The following is a 15,824-nucleotide window of genomic DNA, read 5'->3' as shown; positions in this document are numbered from 1 at the left end:
GCGGGAGGAACCAACCGAATGAGAGTCTGGGCAGTTGCCAATCAAAAGGGTGGTGTCGGTAAAACCACCAGTTCCATCGCTTTAGCCGGCTTGCTGGCCGAGGCGGGCAAGCGTGTGGTCGTGGTCGATCTCGACCCCCACGGCTCCATGACCAGCTACTTCGGCTATGACCCGGACAGCCTGGAGCACAGCAGCTACGACCTGTTCCTGCACAAGGGCAATGTGCCCCAGGACCTGCCGGGCCAGTTGTTGCTGGGCACCAGCCACGAGCGTATTTCGCTGTTGCCGTCCAGCACCGCGCTGGCCACCCTGGAGCGCCAGTCGCCGGGGCAGAGCGGCCTGGGCCTGGTGATCGCCAAGAGCCTGGCGCAGCTGTGGCAGGATTTCGACTATGCGGTGATCGACAGCCCCCCGTTGCTCGGGGTGCTGATGGTCAACGCCCTGGCGGCCAGCCAGCAGTTGGTGATCCCGGTGCAGACCGAGCACCTGGCGGTCAAGGGCCTGGAGCGCATGGTCAATACCCTGGCCATGGTCAATCGCTCGCGCAAGCAACCCTTGCCGTTCACTATCGTGCCGACCCTGTTCGACCGCCGTACCCAGGCCTCCCTGGGCACCCTGCGGGTACTGCGGGACAAGTTTCCCGAGGAGATCTGGCAAGGCTACATTCCGGTGGATACCCGCCTGCGCGACGCCAGCCGGGCCGGGGTCACCCCTTCGCAATTCGATGGCAAGAGCCGCGGCGTACTGGCCTACAAGGCCTTGCTCAAGCACTTGCTGGCCCAGCAGCTCGTGGCGCAGGTGGCTTGACGTGAAGCGTTATTCAAGTCGCCACGCCGCCCGGCCGATAACCCCTACAGGTCACTGTATCGGGGTTTTAGCGTGGGCATCCTCATGAACCGTCCTCTGGATGTAAAGAGCCGGCCGCAGTTGGCGCTGCAGTCGTACCTGGACGCTTTGCTGCAGGACGCCACCGACGAGGAGTTGCTGCCAGAGCCGCCGATCCCGGTGCCCGCCCCGGTAGTGGTCGAAGCCTCCAGTGAAGTGCTGGATGAATTCCAGGCCGCGGTACTGGAAGAGCAGGCCCGTGACGCCGAGCTCCAGCAGAACTGGGCGCCTGCGGTTGCTGCGCCAGAGCCCGTTGCCACCCCGGTGCTGGAAGCGCCGGAGCCCATGCCAAGCACCCTCTCGCCCGTGGTGCCGATGCTCCAGGCCCTGGTGCCGCCCGTGGTGGAAGTGCACTTGCCGCCGAGCAATACGCCGCCTCCGGTCACCGGCAGCGATCGTCCCGCCTGGGCGGCAGAGCCGTTCGAGTGCCTGTTGTTCGATGTCGCGGGCCTGACCCTGGCGGTGCCCCTGGTGTGCCTGGGCTCGATCTATTCCCTGGCCGGGCAGGAGCTGACGCCGCTGTTCGGCCAGCCGGAATGGTTCCTCGGTATCCTGCCGAGCCAGGCTGGCAACCTGAAGGTGCTGGATACCGCACGCTGGGTCATGCCGGATCGCTACCGCGACGATTTCCGCCAGGGCCTGCAGTACGTGATCTCGGTCCAGGGCTATGAGTGGGGGCTGGCGGTGCATCAGGTCAGCCGCTCGCTGCGCCTGGACCCCAATGAAATCAAGTGGCGCAGTCACCGTGGCCAACGCCCGTGGCTGGCCGGCACTGTGATTGAACATATGTGCGCCTTGCTCGATGTTGCCGAACTGGCGGAATTGATCGCCACCGGTGGCGCCAAGCAGATGGCGATCAGTCAAGCGGCCCACAAGCCGAAGTAAACCAACAACAGGCCGCGTCCGTCGGGCGTGGCCACACAGAACACACGCCGTTTTCAACGGTTATTTGAGGGGTCAGGGTATGAATAAGTCGTCGTCTGCACAGGGTTCCGAAGATCCGATCCTGCAATGGGTCACCTTCAAGCTGGATAACGAGTCCTACGGCATCAACGTGATGCGGGTCCAGGAAGTGCTGCGCTACACCGAGATCGCTCCGGTGCCGGGCGCACCCAGCTACGTGCTGGGGATCATCAACCTGCGCGGCAACGTGGTGACCGTGATCGATACCCGCCAGCGCTTCGGCCTGGTGCCGACCGAAGTCAACGACAACACCCGGATCGTCATCATCGAAGCCGACAAGCAAGTGGTCGGGATCATGGTGGACAGCGTCGCCGAAGTGGTTTACCTGCGCCAGTCGGAAGTCGAGACCGCGCCGAACGTCGGCAACGAAGAGTCGGCCAAGTTCATCCAGGGCGTGTGCAACAAGAACGGCGAACTGCTGATTCTGGTTGAGCTGGACAAGATGATGAGCGAAGAGGAATGGTCGGAACTGGAGAGTATCTGATTGATCCTCGAGGTAGCGGTAATTGTCCTGGCGATCCTCTGGGTCGCCACTCTGGCTCTGTTCCTGTCCTACACCCGCAACCAGCGGCAGATTGCTGCCCAGCAGGCTGAGGGTGACGCCGTGCGCGACCAGCGGATCAAGGAGCTGGCCAAGCGCGTCGACCATTACCAGAGCGGTACGGTGCGCATGGGCGAGGACCTGCACGAGTTGCGCGCTGTGGTAGCGCCTTTGCCGGACAAGCTGGCCCAGCTGGAGCAGCGTGACCCTTCCAGCCTGTCGTTCGCCCAGGCCGCGCGCCTGGTGGGCATGGGTGCCAGCGTCGACGAGCTGACCCAGTCCTGCGGCCTCACCCAGGCCGAAGCGGAGCTGGTCAGCAAGCTGCACAAAGGCTGATGTAGCCGCGAACGCCCGCTGCAAAAAGGCCCCTGGGGCCCTCATGCGGCCGGGCTGTATCAGTAATCGTCGCCGCGTTCGGTGACGTCCTTCTCCAGTTCCGCCCGTTGCGGATCATGCCCCGCCGGGAACTTGCCCTTGAGGTTCCAGGCGAAGGCGATGATCTCGGCGATGGTCCGGTACAGCTCCGGCGGAATGCTCTCGCCCAGTTCCAGTCGCGCCAGTAGCTTCACCAGCTCGGCGTTCTCGTAGATCGGTACTTCATAGTCCCGGGCAATCTTCAGGATGGCTTCGGCCAGTTCGTCATCGCCCTTGGCGGTGAGGGTCGGAGCTTGCTGGCCATCGTATTTAAGGGCGATGGCCTGGCGTGGTGGCGGAGAGTGCTTCATGCGGTTTCGTCCACCCAGCGTTGTTCCAATCGGGTTTGCGGGCCCTGGGGCGGAGTGCCGAGGTGGCAATCCAGGTCGCCGACATTCAGTCCCGAGGCCAGCAGGCGTTCGCGCAGGTTGCCCAGGTGGCTTTCAATCAGGCTCGCCGTATAGGGGCGCTCGGCCCAGAGCTGGCTGGACAGCCGGCCCTGGATCAGCTGTGCCTGGACTTGCAGCGGGCCCAGAGGCTCCAGGTCGAAGGCCAGGTCGACCCGCCACAGGGCCTGCTTGGGCTCACGTTCCTCGCGTTTGTGTTCCGGCTCCGGTTCCGGCGCCTCTTCGCGCTGCAGCTTGACCTGCAAGGGCACGATGTCCTGCAGGTTGCGCATGGGGATTTCCAACTGCCAGGTACTCAACAGCCGGCCATCGTCGGTCAGGCCGCTTTGCTCCAGGCTCGACAGTTGATGGCTCTGCAAACGCGATACGGCCGCGGCGGCCAGGCGCAGCAGTTGTTCCAGGTCACCTTCGCCTTCCAGGCTCTGCAGCAACCGTTCCGGCAATGGAAAGCCGGTGGGCGAAGCCTTGGCGCTGACCTGGCCGAGGGTACCCAGGGCGCTGCGCACGAAGCTGGGCAGCGACTGGGCCAGGGTGTTGGCGGCCAGGATGGCGTTGAAGCTGGTGGAGGAGGGCAGGCCCGGGGTCAGCTGGGCGATCAGGCGCAACAGGTCGGCCTTCATGTCCGGCACCTGCCCCGGGTTGGCCCCGGCCAGCAGCCGGGCTTCCAGGAACAGGCCGCTGCCCAGCAAGGCCTGGGCCACGCCGCGCGGGTTGCTCAGTTGCTGCACGTCGGGCAGGCCGGCCAGCAGACGCTCGACGGCGGCGCGCAGGTCAGTGGAGGTGGTCGAGGGGTCACTGTCGGCGGGCAGGTTCTGCAGGGCGTTGATCAAGCTACTGAGGGAACCCTGGCGGCTTTGCTGGCTGGCCAGTTGGGCGGCGATGGCCAATTGCTCCTGACGGCTGCTCAGGGGGACGAAATTCAGGGTCTGGGCATCCGAGACCAGGGCGCTGAGCAGGCTGCCGATGCGCAGCGGCTGCGGGCTTTCGATGCTCAGGGTGGCGCCGCTCTGTGCGGTGTTGAGCAGGCTCACCAGGGAGCGATAGATCGCCGGCTGGCTGGTGCCCTGGGGCAGCATCTGGGTGGTCAGCACCTTGGCCTGGATCAGGGTGCCGGGGGGCAGTTGGCTGGTGTCCAGGCGGGTCAGGGCGGCGACACTGGAGGCGATGGCCTGTTGCACGGTGATCGCCAGGTTGCCCGCCGAGGGTTGGGTGACCGCCAGGCTGGTGCCCTGGGGCAGGGGTTGATTGCTGGTGGCCTGCAAAGTGGTTTGCCGGCCGTTGTCCAGGGTCACTTTGAGCAGCAACTGGAACGTCTGGTCGGTCTGCTTGAGCGACAGCACTTCGGCCTTGGCGCTCTGGCCGGCGGCAATCAGGCCCTCCAGGGGCGGCACCAGCTTCAGCAGTTCCCCGCTGATCGCCTGGGGGCGCGAGGCGCCGGGCGCGGGCACCTGGGGCGCAGGCAGGATGTTCATTTCGCCTGTCATTCGGACACAACCTGTGGAAATTAGCCCTCATAAGCGTAGGGCTTCGCATGTATAATGCCGCCCGTCTTTGGGGGAGTGGTGAAAACATTGCAATTGTTTGACGCAGCTCTCTAGAACAGGCCGCCAATGCATTTATCCTGCATCTCTTTAACGGCCGCTCCGTTGCCGACTTGAACCTGTAAAGGCCCGCTATCCCTTGACCAGCCCTCTTCTCGAAGCCGTAGCACTCGCCTGTGAGCGCGATTGGCGGATGCTATTTGAACACCTCGAGTTGCGTCTGACGGGCGGCGACATGGTGCAGATCAGCGGCCCCAACGGCAGCGGCAAGACCAGCCTGCTGCGCCTGCTGGCCGGGTTGATGCAGCCCACCAGCGGCCAGGTGCTGCTCAATGGCCAGCCATTGCACGCCCAGCGCGCGGAACTGGCCCGCAACCTGTTGTGGATCGGCCATGCCGCCGGCATCAAGGAGCTGTTGAGCCCCGAGGAGAACCTCAGCTGGCTCTGTGCCCTGCACCAGCCTGCCCGGCGCGAGGCGATCTGGCAGGCCCTGGCGGCGGTCGGCCTGCGCGGTTTCGAGGATGTGCCTTGCCATACCCTTTCCGCCGGCCAGCAGCGCCGCGTGGCCTTGGCGCGCCTGTACCTGGACAGCCCGCCGTTGTGGATACTCGACGAACCCTTCACCGCCCTCGACAAGCAGGGCGTGGCCCAGCTCGAAGAACACCTGGCGGGCCATTGCGAGCGCGGCGGCATGGTGGTCCTGACCACCCACCACAGCCTGGCCCGCATGCCTTCTGGCTACCGTGACATTGACCTGGGACGGTGGGCTGCATGAGTGTGTTTGCCCTGTTGGTGGCCCGTGAAGCGCGCCTGTTGTGCCGGCGCCCGGCGGAACTGGCCAACCCCTTGGTATTTTTCGCAATCGTTGTCGCACTGTTCCCCCTGGCCGTGGGACCTGAGACACAATTGTTGCAAACCTTGTCTCCGGGGCTGGTCTGGGTAGCGGCCCTATTGTCCGTCCTGCTCTCGCTGGACGGGCTTTTTCGCAGTGATTTCGAGGATGGATCCCTGGAGCAGTGGGTCCTTTCGCCGCACCCCCTGGCTCTTCTGGTTCTGGCCAAGGTACTGGCACACTGGGTGTTTTCCGGGTTGGCACTGGTCTTGCTCGCGCCCTTGCTGGCGGTGATGCTGGGGCTGCCTGCCGCCTGTCTGCCGGTGCTGCTGATGTCCCTGCTGCTGGGGACCCCGGTGCTCAGCCTGCTGGGCGCAGTAGGCGCGGCATTGACGGTGGGGCTCAAGCGTGGCGGCCTGCTGCTGGCGCTGCTGATCCTGCCGTTGTACATCCCGGTACTGATTCTCGGCAGTGGCGCCCTGCAGGCGGCATTGCAGGGCATGCCGGCAACCGGTTACCTGCTCTGGCTTGGGAGCCTGACCGCCCTGGCAGTAACCTTGACACCCTTTGCAATAGCGGCTGGCCTGAAGATCAGCGTCGGCGAATAATAATGAGGTCTGATCATTTTTTGATCACTTCTTTCTGAGAAAAGACCCAGGCTTTTCGACCACGAAAAGCACCCGTGATGGAAATAGTGAATGAACTGGACTTGGTTTCATAAGCTCGGCTCGCCTAAATGGTTTTACGGCATCAGTGGCAAGCTGCTGCCCTGGCTGAGTGTTGCCGCCGTGTTGCTGATCGGCCTCGGCGTGGTCTGGGGCCTGGCCTTTGCGCCACCGGATTACCAGCAAGGCAACAGTTTCCGCATCATCTACATCCATGTGCCGATGGCGATGCTGGCCCAGTCCTGCTACGTCATGCTGGCCGTGTGCGGTGTGGTCGGGCTGGTGTGGAAAATGAAACTGGCCGATGTCGCCCTGCAATGCGCGGCGCCGATCGGGCACTCGATCACCTTCCTGGCCCTGGTGACCGGGGCTATCTGGGGCAAGCCGACCTGGGGTTCCTGGTGGGTCTGGGATGCCCGACTAACGTCGATGCTGATCCTGCTGTTTCTGTACGCAGGTCTGATTGCGCTCAATGCCGCCATCAGCAATCGTGACAGCGCCGCCAAGGCCTGTGCGGTGCTGGCGATTGTCGGGGTGGTGAATATCCCGATCATCAAATACTCGGTGGAATGGTGGAACACCCTCCACCAGGGCGCGACCTTCACCCTGACCGAAAAGCCTGCCATGCCGGTGGAAATGTGGCTGCCGCTGCTGCTGACCTCGTTGGGTTTCTACTGTTTCTTTGGTGTGCTGCTGTTGCTGCGCATGCGCCTTGAGGTGCTCAAGCGTGAAGCCCGGACCAGTTGGGTCAAGGCCGAAGTCCAACGCAGCCTGGAGGCCGCCCGATGAGCTTTGCATCCTTCAGCGATTTTCTCGCCATGGGCCATCACGGCCTCTACGTCTGGTCGGCCTATGGCATTTGCCTGGTGGTCCTGGCTCGTGAGCTGGTGGCGCCGATCCTGGCGCGCAAGCGCTATCTGCAACAAGAGGCGCGTCGTCTGCGCCGGGAGAACGGTAAGTGAATCCGCTGCGTAAAAAGCGTCTTTTGATCATCCTGGCGATTCTGGTCGGTGTCGGCATTGCCGTCGGCCTGGCCCTCAGCGCGCTGAAGGAAAACATCAACCTGTTCTACACCCCGACCCAGATCGCCAATGGCGAAGCACCGCTGGACACGCGGATCCGCGCCGGCGGCATGGTCCAGGCCGGTTCCCTGCAGCGTTCCGCCGACTCCCTGGACGTGAAATTCGTGGTCACCGACTTCAACAAGTCGGTGACCATCACCTACCGCGGCATCCTTCCGGACCTGTTCCGCGAAGGGCAGGGCATCGTTGCCCTGGGCAAGCTCAACGCCGATGGCGTGGTGGTGGCCGATGAGGTGCTGGCCAAGCACGACGAGAAGTACATGCCGCCGGAAGTCACCAAGGCCCTGAAAGACAGCGGCCAATCGGCACCGACACCAGCGAAAGAGGGTTAAGCCATGAGTTCCGCACTGTTCGTTCCCGAACTCGGTCACCTGGCGATGATCCTCGCCCTGTGCTTCGCCCTGGTCCAGGCCGTGGTGCCGCTGCTGGGGGCCTGGCGCGGTGATCGCCTGTGGATGAGCCTGGCCCAGCCGGCTGCCTGGGGCCAGTTCGCCTTCCTGGCGTTCGCCTTCGGCTGCCTGACCTACGCTTTCATGAGCGACGATTTCTCGGTGGCCTATGTCGCCAGCAACTCCAACAGCGCCTTGCCCTGGTACTACAAGTTCAGCGCGGTGTGGGGGGCTCACGAAGGCTCGCTGCTGCTCTGGGCACTGATCCTCGGTGGCTGGACCTTCGCCGTGTCGGTATTCTCGCGCCAGTTGCCCCAGGTGATGCTGGCCCGGGTGCTGGCGGTGATGGGCATGATCAGCACCGGCTTCCTGCTGTTCCTGATCATGACCTCCAACCCGTTTTCGCGGATCCTGCCCCAGGTGCCGGCCGATGGTCGCGACCTCAACCCGCTGTTGCAGGACATTGGCCTGATCGTTCACCCGCCGATGCTCTACATGGGCTATGTGGGTTTTTCGGTGGCCTTCGCCTTCGCCATCGCCGCTTTGCTCGGCGGCCGCCTGGACGCCGCCTGGGCTCGCTGGTCGCGGCCCTGGACCATTGTCGCCTGGGCTTTCCTCGGCATCGGCATCACCTTGGGCTCCTGGTGGGCCTACTACGAGTTGGGCTGGGGTGGCTGGTGGTTCTGGGACCCGGTGGAAAACGCCTCGTTCATGCCCTGGCTGGTGGGCACGGCGCTGATCCACTCCCTGGCGGTCACCGAAAAGCGCGGGGTGTTCAAGAGCTGGACCGTGCTGCTGGCGATTGCCGCCTTTTCCCTGAGCCTGCTGGGGACTTTCCTGGTGCGTTCCGGCGTCCTGACTTCGGTGCATGCCTTCGCCTCCGACCCTGAGCGCGGCGTGTTCATCCTGATTTTCCTGCTGTTCGTGGTGGGTGGTTCGCTGACCCTGTTCGCCCTGCGCGCGCCGGTGGTCAAGAGCCAGGTGGGCTTCAACCTCTGGTCGCGGGAAACCCTGCTGCTGGGCAACAACCTGGTGCTGGTGGTGGCGGCCTCGATGATTCTCCTCGGCACCCTGTACCCGCTGGTGCTGGACGCCCTGACCGGCGCCAAGCTGTCGGTGGGCCCGCCGTACTTCAACGCGCTGTTCATTCCGCTGATGGCCCTGCTGATGGTGGTGATGGCGGTGGGCGTGCTGGTGCGCTGGAAAGACACCCCGGTGAAATGGCTGGTGGGCATGCTCGGCCCGGTACTGCTGGGCAGCGTGGCCCTGGCCGTGGTTGCGGGCATCGCCTATGGCGACTTCAACTGGGCCGTGCTGGCGACCTTCCTGCTGGCGGCCTGGGTGCTGCTGGCCGGGGCTCGCGACATCGTCGACAAGACCCGGCACAAGGGCCTGATCAAGGGCCTGCCGAGCCTGACCCGCAGCTACTGGGGCATGCAGCTGGCGCACCTGGGCATCGCGGTCTGCGCCCTGGGCGTGGTGTTGTCGAGCCAGAACAGCGCCGAGCGCGATCTGCGCCTGGCGCCGGGCGAATCCATGGAACTGGCCGGCTATCACTTCATCTTCGAAGGCGCCAAGCACTTCGAAGGGCCGAACTTCACTTCCGACAAGGGCACCGTCCGCGTGGTGCGCAACGGCAAGGAAGTGGCGGTGCTGCATCCGGAGAAGCGCCTGTATACCGTGCAGAGTTCGATGATGACCGAGGCCGGGATCGATGCCGGCTTCACCCGCGACCTGTATGTGGCCCTTGGCGAGCCCCTGGGCGATGGCGCCTGGGCGGTACGGGTACACGTCAAGCCGTTCGTGCGCTGGATCTGGTTCGGCGGCCTGCTCACCGGTTTCGGTGGCTTGCTGGCGGCCCTGGACCGGCGCTACCGGGTCAAGGTTAAAAGCCGCGTGCGCGAAGCGCTGGGCATGACAGGAGCTACGGCATGAGACGCTGGATGATGATGCTGCCCCTGGCGGTGTTCCTGGTGGTGGCGGTGTTCCTCTATCGCGGGTTGTACCTGGACCCGGCCGAACTGCCGTCGGCGATGATCGGCAAGCCGTTCCCGGAGTTCTCCCTGCCGTCGGTGCAGGGCGACAAGACCCTGACCCGCGCCGACCTGCTGGGCAAGCCGGCGCTGGTCAACGTCTGGGGCACCTGGTGCATTTCCTGCCGGGTCGAGCACCCGGTACTGAACAAGCTGGCCGAGAAGGGCGTGGTGATCTACGGCATCAACTACAAGGACGTCAACGCCGATGCCCTGAAGTGGCTGGCCGAATTCCACAATCCCTACCTGCTGGACGTGCGTGATGAGGAGGGCTCCCTGGGCCTGAACCTGGGCGTCTACGGCGCTCCGGAAACCTTTTTCATCGACGCCAAGGGCATCATCCGCGACAAGTACGTCGGGGTGATCGACGAAGTGGTGTGGCGCGAGCAACTGGCCGCCAAGTACCAGGCCCTGGTCGACGAGGCCAAGCCATGAAGCGCTGGTTAGCCGCCGCCATCCTGGGCCTGGGCATCGCCGGCATGGCCCATGCCGCCATCGACACCTACCAGTTCGCCAACGACACCGATCGCGAACGGTTCCACGAGCTGACCAAGGAACTGCGCTGCCCCAAGTGCCAGAACCAGGACATCGCCGATTCCAACGCGCCGATTGCTGCCGACCTGCGCAAAGAGATTTTCCGCATGCTCGGCGAGGGTAAGGACAACCAGCAGATCATCGACTTCATGGTCGATCGCTACGGTGACTTCGTGCGCTACCGGCCGGCCCTGACCGGCAAGACTGCCTTGCTCTGGTTCGGCCCCGCCGGGTTGCTGCTGGGCGGGCTGGTGATCATTGTCGTGATTGTCCGGCGTCGGCGCGTGCAGCGCAGCGACAGCCCGAACACGCTTTCCGTCGAAGAGCGTCAGCGCCTCGACCAACTGCTGGATAAAAACCACCCATGATTGATTTCTGGCTTGCGGCAGGCCTGCTGCTCCTGATTGCCCTGAGTTTCCTGTTGATCCCGGTATTGCGTGAGCGTCGCGCTCAGCGTGAAGAGGATCGTACCGCGCTGAACGTGGCGCTTTATGAAGAGCGCGTGGCCGAACTGCACAGCCAGCAGCAGGAAGGCGTGCTCAGTGCCGAACAGATGGACAGTGGCCGTGCCGAAGCCGCGCGCGAACTGCTGGCCGATACCGAAGGCAGCGCTAACGTGCGCACTTCGCGCCTGGGCAAGCCGCTGCCGTTGCTGGCGGCGCTGCTGGTGCCGGTACTGGGCCTGGGCCTGTACCTGCATTTTGGTGCCAGCGACAAGGTCGAGCTGACCCGGGAGTTCGCCCAGGCGCCACAGTCCATGGAGGAAATGACCCGGCGCCTGGAGCGTGCGGTAGCGGCCCAGCCGGATTCCGCCGAAGGCCTGTACTTCCTCGGCCGTACCTACATGGCCCAGGACCGGCCGGCGGACGCGGCGAAGATCTTCGAACGCACCGTGGCCCTGGCCGGGCGCCAGCCCGAGCTGCTGGGGCAATGGGCCCAGGCGCAGTACTTTGCCGACAACAAGCAATGGTCGGACAAGGTCCAGGGCCTGACCGACGAAGCCCTGAAAGCCGACCCCAATGAAGTCACCAGCCTCGGGCTGCTGGGGATCGCCGCCTTCGAAGGCGGGCGTTTCCAGGAAGCCATCGACTACTGGAAGCGCCTGCAGGCGCAACTGCCGCCGGACGACAACTCCCGCGCCGCGTTGCAGGGCGGTATCGACCGCGCCAGCGAGAAGCTGGTGGCCAGTGGCGGCAAGGTTGCCAGCGAACCTGCGACCAAGGCTCAGGCCAAGGGCGCGGTGCTCAAGGTCAGGGTCGACCTGGCGGCCGAGCTCAAGGCCAAGGTCCAGCCGGGCGACAGCGTGTTCATCTTCGCTCGCGCCACCCAGGGCCCACCCGCGCCGCTGGCGGCCAAGCGCCTGACCGTGGCCGACTTGCCGGCCACGGTCGAGCTGGCGGATGCCGACGCGATGATGCCGCAGTTGAAACTGTCGAACTTCCCTGAAGTCCAACTGGTTGCGCGCGTGTCACGCGCCGGCCAGCCGACGGCCGGCGAGTGGGTCGGGCGCAGCCAGCCTCTGGCCAGCAGCACCACCGCTGCCCAGCAGCTGACCATCGACAGCCCGGATCAATAATCAGAGAAGCCGCCATGACCGCCATCGCTCGTATCACCCTGTTATCACTGGTCCTGGGGTTGAGCGCATGTACGGTTCATCGACCGGTGCCCACCAGCTCCGAGCCGATCCCGCCGACAGGGCCGAGCACACGCCCGGCCCCGTCCACGGCGCCGGGTACGCCCAGCGCGCCGATCCCCGCCGCCAAGCCCCTGCCACGCACTTCCGCCAGCTTCGCGCCGCCACCGGGCGGGCACAGCCATTGGGATGCGCGGTTGGGGGTCTATGTGCTGGATGACCAGAGCAACACCTTCTACCGCCAGCGCACCTACTACCGCTGGAACAATGGCTGGAGCCGCTCCATCAGCCCTGACGGGCCCTGGGAAGACACCGATATCCATGGTGTGCCCGCCGGGCTTGGTCACCAGTTCCAGTAACCCTGTCCGATAAGCGCAGAGGCGCAGGCCAGAGCCTGCGCCCGGGCTGGATTATTTAAGCCTCGGGATGCCTGGCCGATACAGCGGGGTGTCCCGAGTATCAGCCGTTGAGCGCCCGATGAAGAATGACCTGAACAAACCCTATTTCACGCCGATGGTGTTCTGGCTTGCGCTGATCTGTGTGCTGTTGCTGGTGTATGGCTTTGGCCCGGCCGAGGTGCCGGAGCTGATCTACCTGTCGCTGGAGCCGGTGTGCCTGCTGCTGGCATTCGTCTTCATGTACTACTTCTTCTGCTGGAGCCTGATTTCGGTCTTTCGCTTGGGCGAGATCGGCTGGAAGCGCGTGGACTACGCCTGGCTGCTGCTGGCGTCCCTGGCCCTGATCAGCGCCACCCAGGCGGTGCGCGTGGACTGGTTCCAGACCGACTACCAATTGGCGCAGCAGGCCCAGGCCGGGCTGCAGCGGCGCGTGGCCACGGAGATCGAGGATATGCTGGGCGCGGAGCACTGCAAGGCGGCCATCGCTCGCTACGAGCCCCAGGATGCGGCCCAGGTCAGCAGCCTGTGCGAGCGTTTTGCAGCGCTGGAGCGCACCGCGGACGGGCGCCTTTCGGCCTTGGCAGAGGCCAAGGTGCAGCAGGCGCTGGGGGATATCCGCGGCGAATACACGGCGGCTCCCATCCGCCAGTGGCTGCAGGGCTTGAGTGAAAGCCTCAAGGAACTGGAGCAGCAGCGGGCCGAGGTGCGGCGCCTGTACGGGTTGGTAACGGTCAGCGCTACCGAGAGGCTCTACAGCTACTTCGTGCCCTTGCTGCTGGTGATCGCCCTGGCATTGCGCGCCTCCAAGGTCACCGGCGAAGTGCTGCTCAAGGCACCACGGCGGCGCAAGCTGTGGCTGATCATCAACCGCCGTGTGGTCATCGATGGCCTGGGTTTTGCCCGTGGCGCCCGGGCTCGGCTGGATGAGGCCCTGGGCAATTGGCGGGTCGCCCGTTGGGGCGTGGTGCACCTGGGCTGCGACTTCATCGGCGCGCCCGGCCCCCAGGACACCCCGGTCCCGGTCACCCCGGGCTTCTATGAAAGTGAATTCCAATTGGCCAGCCTGGCCGACTTCGACAGCAGCGAGTTCGTCGAATGGGCCGCGACCCAGACCATCGACACTCTGTACCTGGTGGGGGAAACCGATGCCGGCCTGATCGGGCGCCTGCGGCTCTGGGGGGCGGCGGCCAATATCGAAGTCCTGGTGCGCGAACGCATCTGAGGCGCTCGCTCCTGTTCAGCTTGCCTGCCCGGGCAACTCCGGGCAGGGGCAAGGGCGCCGCGCCTTTTCCTCAGGCCCGGGCCGGGCGGCGGTTGTCCCGCACCAGCAGGAAACGCATCAAGGCCAGCAGCGGGAAGGCGCTGCCCACCAGCACGATGCCCAGCCAGCCGCCATGCTCGTACACCGCACTGGCAATCGAGGAGCCAAAGGCCCCGCCGATGAAGATGCTGGTCATGTACAGCGCATTCAGGCGGCTGCGGCTGTGGGCGTCGAGGGCGTACACGGCGCGCTGGCCGAGCACCATATTCATCTGCACGCAGAAATCCAGGACCACCCCGGTCACGGCCATGCCGATCACGCTGTAGGCCGGATGCACCAGGCTGGGGATGAAGCTCAGGGCCGCCAGCAGCATGGCCAGCAGTGAGGCGATGCGGGTATGGCCGGCATCTGCCAGGCGCCCGCTGATGGGCGCGGCGATGGCGCCGATGGCGCCCACCAGGGCAAAGATCGCGATCTGGCTTTGGCTCAGGCCGTGCTGGCGCGCCAGCTCCAGCGGTGCGGCAGTCCAGAACAGGCTGAAGGTGGCGAACAGGCATCCCTGGTAGAAGGCGCGCTGGCGCAGTACCGGTTGCTGGCGCAGCAAGTTGCCCAGGGAATGCAGCAGTTGGCCATAGGTGGCGCTGTGGGCCGGCTGGCGCTTGGGAATAGTGAGCATCAGCACCAGGCTGATGGCCGCCATCAGCAGCGCCGCGGCGATGAACATCGCCCGCCAGCCGAAGTGGTCGGCCACCACGCTGGATACCGGCCGGGCCAGGAGAATCCCCAGCAGCAGGCCGCCCATGATCCCGCCCACCACCCGGCCCCGGGTTTCCTCGGGGGCCAGGTGCGCGGCCAGGGGAATCAGGATCTGCACCGACACCGAACTGAAGCCGATCAACAGCGACACCAGGAGAAAGGCATTGGGCTGCTGGATAAAGGCCGCGCCCAGCAGGCTGGCAATCGCCACCAGGGTGGTGCAGATCATCAGCCGGCGGTTTTCCAGCAAATCGCCCAGGGGCACCAGGAAGAACAGGCCCAGGGCGTAGCCGATCTGGGTCAGCGACACGATCAGGCTGGCCAGGGCGCTGGACAGGCCGAGATCCGGGGCAATCAGCTCGATGATCGGTTGTGCGTAGTAGATGTTGGCGACTATGGCCCCGCAGCAGAAGGCGAACAGCAGCACCATGCCTCGGGTCATTGTCGCGCTGCCGGTGGGCAGAGCCTGGGTCGTGGAATTCATTGGCGATCTCTGGGGCAAGCGCAAGGAGCGAGGTCGGCAAGACCCCGTGGCAAAGCGATGGAGCGGGCCGGGTGGCAAAGGTCAGCGATCGAATGATGAAGGCCCGTTGAGTACCGGGGCGTGTCGCTGTCGAGGGGCGATGATACATTTACTTACATCCTGTTCGATAGCATGCTCATGCTCCCCCGGGGCCTTGCAGTCGACTGACGGGCTCTGTGCACCCATTGCCTTGAGGAATCCGTTCCATGAATCGGTCTTTGCCTGGTTTGTTGTGCAACCTTCAATGCCTGGCCCTGGCGTTCCTGCTGGGCAGCACCACGGCCCTGGCCCAGGATGCGCCGGGCATGCGCATTGGCGTACGCGGGGAAATCACCGGGGTCGGCGGCGACGTGGTGCGGGTGCACGTCAACAGTGGGGAGAATGTCAGCGTCGAGCTGACGCCCCAGACCCAGGTGCGTGCCGTGACCCTGGCCAATATCGAGGACATCAAGCCCGGCAGCTATATCGGCTCGGCAGCCATGCCCATGGCCGACGGCACCCTCAAGGCGCTGGAAGTGCATGTGTTTCCACCGAAGTTGGCCGGTACGGGTGATGGCCACCGGCCTTTCGACCTGGCCAAGGGCAGCAGCATGACCAACGGCAGCGTTGGCGACCTGGTGGTGAGCAACGGCCGCACCCTGACCGTCAACTACAAGGGCGGCCAGCAGAAGATCCTGGTGCCGGACGATGTGCCCATCGTCAACCTGACTCCCGGCGACCGCAGCCTGCTCAAGGTCGGGGTCAAGGTGGTGATGTTCGTTACCCAGAGCGATGACGGCAAACTCACCGCGCAGTCGATCTCCGCCGGCAAGGATGGGGTCGCGCCGCCGATGTAGGCCGCTGCTGCACGGGTTTGCCACCAGGCGGGTGGGGGCTTGCATTGCCAAATGTTGCTGCGCGCGGGTTGCAGTGGAAGTCGGCAAAGGCTTGGTTTACGGTTTCCGGTCGTTCAATGCGCCGGGAGTGC

At 64.8% G+C, this 15,824-nt stretch carries 19 protein-coding genes; 16 read left to right on the top strand and 3 right to left on the bottom strand.

Going from position 1 to position 15,824, the window contains the following annotated elements:
* The first annotated feature begins 18 nt into the window (after positions 1 to 18).
* The 4 genes from M2395_RS12870 to M2395_RS12855 all read left to right on the top strand — a co-directional run bounded on the left by M2395_RS12870 (position 19) and on the right by M2395_RS12855 (position 2,725).
* Entirely contained in the window at positions 19 to 807 is a 789-nt protein-coding gene (locus tag M2395_RS12870; protein WP_011060009.1) for a ParA family protein, read from the top strand.
* An 84-nt stretch (positions 808 to 891) separates the two neighbouring features.
* Positions 892 to 1,770: a CheW domain-containing protein gene (locus M2395_RS12865; RefSeq protein WP_077933592.1), complete on the top strand. Its 879-nt coding sequence runs from the start codon at positions 892 to 894 to the stop codon at positions 1,768 to 1,770.
* Between the two features lie 79 nt (positions 1,771 to 1,849).
* Positions 1,850 to 2,332, top strand: a complete 483-nt coding sequence (locus M2395_RS12860; RefSeq protein ID WP_011060011.1) for a chemotaxis protein CheW — start codon at positions 1,850 to 1,852, stop codon at positions 2,330 to 2,332.
* On the top strand, positions 2,333 to 2,725 hold the full coding sequence (locus M2395_RS12855) for a DUF2802 domain-containing protein (protein ID WP_011060012.1): 393 nt from the start codon (positions 2,333 to 2,335) through the stop codon (positions 2,723 to 2,725).
* 59 nt (positions 2,726 to 2,784) lie between these two features.
* Here the strand turns inward: M2395_RS12855 and M2395_RS12850 are convergent, their stop codons facing one another.
* The gene (locus M2395_RS12850; RefSeq protein WP_011060013.1) at positions 2,785 to 3,114 is read right to left on the bottom strand and encodes an EscU/YscU/HrcU family type III secretion system export apparatus switch protein; all 330 of its coding nucleotides are present in this window, start codon (positions 3,112 to 3,114) and stop codon (positions 2,785 to 2,787) included.
* Entirely contained in the window at positions 3,111 to 4,694 is a 1,584-nt protein-coding gene (locus tag M2395_RS12845; protein WP_026020030.1) for a flagellar hook-length control protein FliK, read from the bottom strand. The genes M2395_RS12850 and M2395_RS12845 overlap by 4 nt, the downstream gene beginning before the upstream one ends.
* A 196-nt stretch (positions 4,695 to 4,890) precedes the next feature.
* On the opposite strand from M2395_RS12845, the gene ccmA reads away from it, so the two are divergent.
* The 11 genes from ccmA to M2395_RS12790 all read left to right on the top strand — a co-directional run bounded on the left by ccmA (position 4,891) and on the right by M2395_RS12790 (position 13,539).
* The gene (gene ccmA, locus M2395_RS12840) at positions 4,891 to 5,526 is read left to right on the top strand and encodes a cytochrome c biogenesis heme-transporting ATPase CcmA (protein WP_011060015.1); all 636 of its coding nucleotides are present in this window, start codon (positions 4,891 to 4,893) and stop codon (positions 5,524 to 5,526) included.
* Positions 5,523 to 6,191, top strand: coding sequence for a heme exporter protein CcmB (ccmB, locus tag M2395_RS12835; protein WP_011060016.1), 669 nt, complete (start codon positions 5,523 to 5,525; stop codon positions 6,189 to 6,191). The genes ccmA and ccmB overlap by 4 nt, the downstream gene beginning before the upstream one ends.
* Positions 6,192 to 6,281: 90 nt before the next feature.
* Positions 6,282 to 7,037, top strand: a complete 756-nt coding sequence (locus M2395_RS12830) for a heme ABC transporter permease (protein WP_072444213.1) — start codon at positions 6,282 to 6,284, stop codon at positions 7,035 to 7,037.
* A complete protein-coding gene (gene ccmD / locus M2395_RS12825) occupies positions 7,034 to 7,210 on the top strand; it encodes a heme exporter protein CcmD (RefSeq protein ID WP_011060018.1) in 177 nt (58 codons plus the stop codon). The genes M2395_RS12830 and ccmD overlap by 4 nt, the downstream gene beginning before the upstream one ends.
* Complete coding sequence (gene ccmE, locus M2395_RS12820; protein ID WP_011060019.1) at positions 7,207 to 7,662, top strand: cytochrome c maturation protein CcmE; 456 nt, start codon at positions 7,207 to 7,209, stop codon at positions 7,660 to 7,662. Before ccmD ends, ccmE begins: the two co-directional genes overlap by 4 nt.
* Before the next feature lie 3 nt (positions 7,663 to 7,665).
* Positions 7,666 to 9,654, top strand: a complete 1,989-nt coding sequence (locus tag M2395_RS12815) for a heme lyase CcmF/NrfE family subunit (protein WP_011060020.1) — start codon at positions 7,666 to 7,668, stop codon at positions 9,652 to 9,654.
* Entirely contained in the window at positions 9,651 to 10,187 is a 537-nt protein-coding gene (locus tag M2395_RS12810; RefSeq protein WP_011060021.1) for a DsbE family thiol:disulfide interchange protein, read from the top strand. Before M2395_RS12815 ends, M2395_RS12810 begins: the two co-directional genes overlap by 4 nt.
* Positions 10,184 to 10,654, top strand: coding sequence for a cytochrome c-type biogenesis protein (locus tag M2395_RS12805; protein WP_011060022.1), 471 nt, complete (start codon positions 10,184 to 10,186; stop codon positions 10,652 to 10,654). Before M2395_RS12810 ends, M2395_RS12805 begins: the two co-directional genes overlap by 4 nt.
* Positions 10,651 to 11,862: a c-type cytochrome biogenesis protein CcmI gene (ccmI, locus tag M2395_RS12800; RefSeq protein WP_123430242.1), complete on the top strand. Its 1,212-nt coding sequence runs from the start codon at positions 10,651 to 10,653 to the stop codon at positions 11,860 to 11,862. The genes M2395_RS12805 and ccmI overlap by 4 nt, the downstream gene beginning before the upstream one ends.
* Before the next feature lie 14 nt (positions 11,863 to 11,876).
* Positions 11,877 to 12,278: a hypothetical protein gene (locus M2395_RS12795; protein WP_123430243.1), complete on the top strand. Its 402-nt coding sequence runs from the start codon at positions 11,877 to 11,879 to the stop codon at positions 12,276 to 12,278.
* A 118-nt stretch (positions 12,279 to 12,396) separates the two neighbouring features.
* Entirely contained in the window at positions 12,397 to 13,539 is a 1,143-nt protein-coding gene (locus M2395_RS12790; protein ID WP_123430244.1) for a hypothetical protein, read from the top strand.
* 70 nt (positions 13,540 to 13,609) lie between these two features.
* On the opposite strand, the gene M2395_RS12785 is transcribed toward M2395_RS12790, so the two are convergent.
* Positions 13,610 to 14,818, bottom strand: a complete 1,209-nt coding sequence (locus M2395_RS12785) for an MFS transporter (protein WP_041116710.1) — start codon at positions 14,816 to 14,818, stop codon at positions 13,610 to 13,612.
* Positions 14,819 to 15,063: 245 nt separating this feature from the next.
* Between M2395_RS12785 and M2395_RS12780 the strand changes: the two genes are divergently transcribed.
* A complete protein-coding gene (locus tag M2395_RS12780) occupies positions 15,064 to 15,693 on the top strand; it encodes a hypothetical protein (RefSeq protein WP_123430245.1) in 630 nt (209 codons plus the stop codon).
* The last annotated feature ends 131 nt before the right edge of the window (positions 15,694 to 15,824 follow it).

The sequence above is a fragment of the Pseudomonas sp. BIGb0176 genome (genome assembly GCF_024810175.1).
Taxonomy (GTDB): domain Bacteria; phylum Pseudomonadota; class Gammaproteobacteria; order Pseudomonadales; family Pseudomonadaceae; genus Aquipseudomonas; species Aquipseudomonas protegens.
Note: the sequence above shows the minus strand (reverse complement) of the source record. Positions and strands in the feature narration are given on the sequence as shown.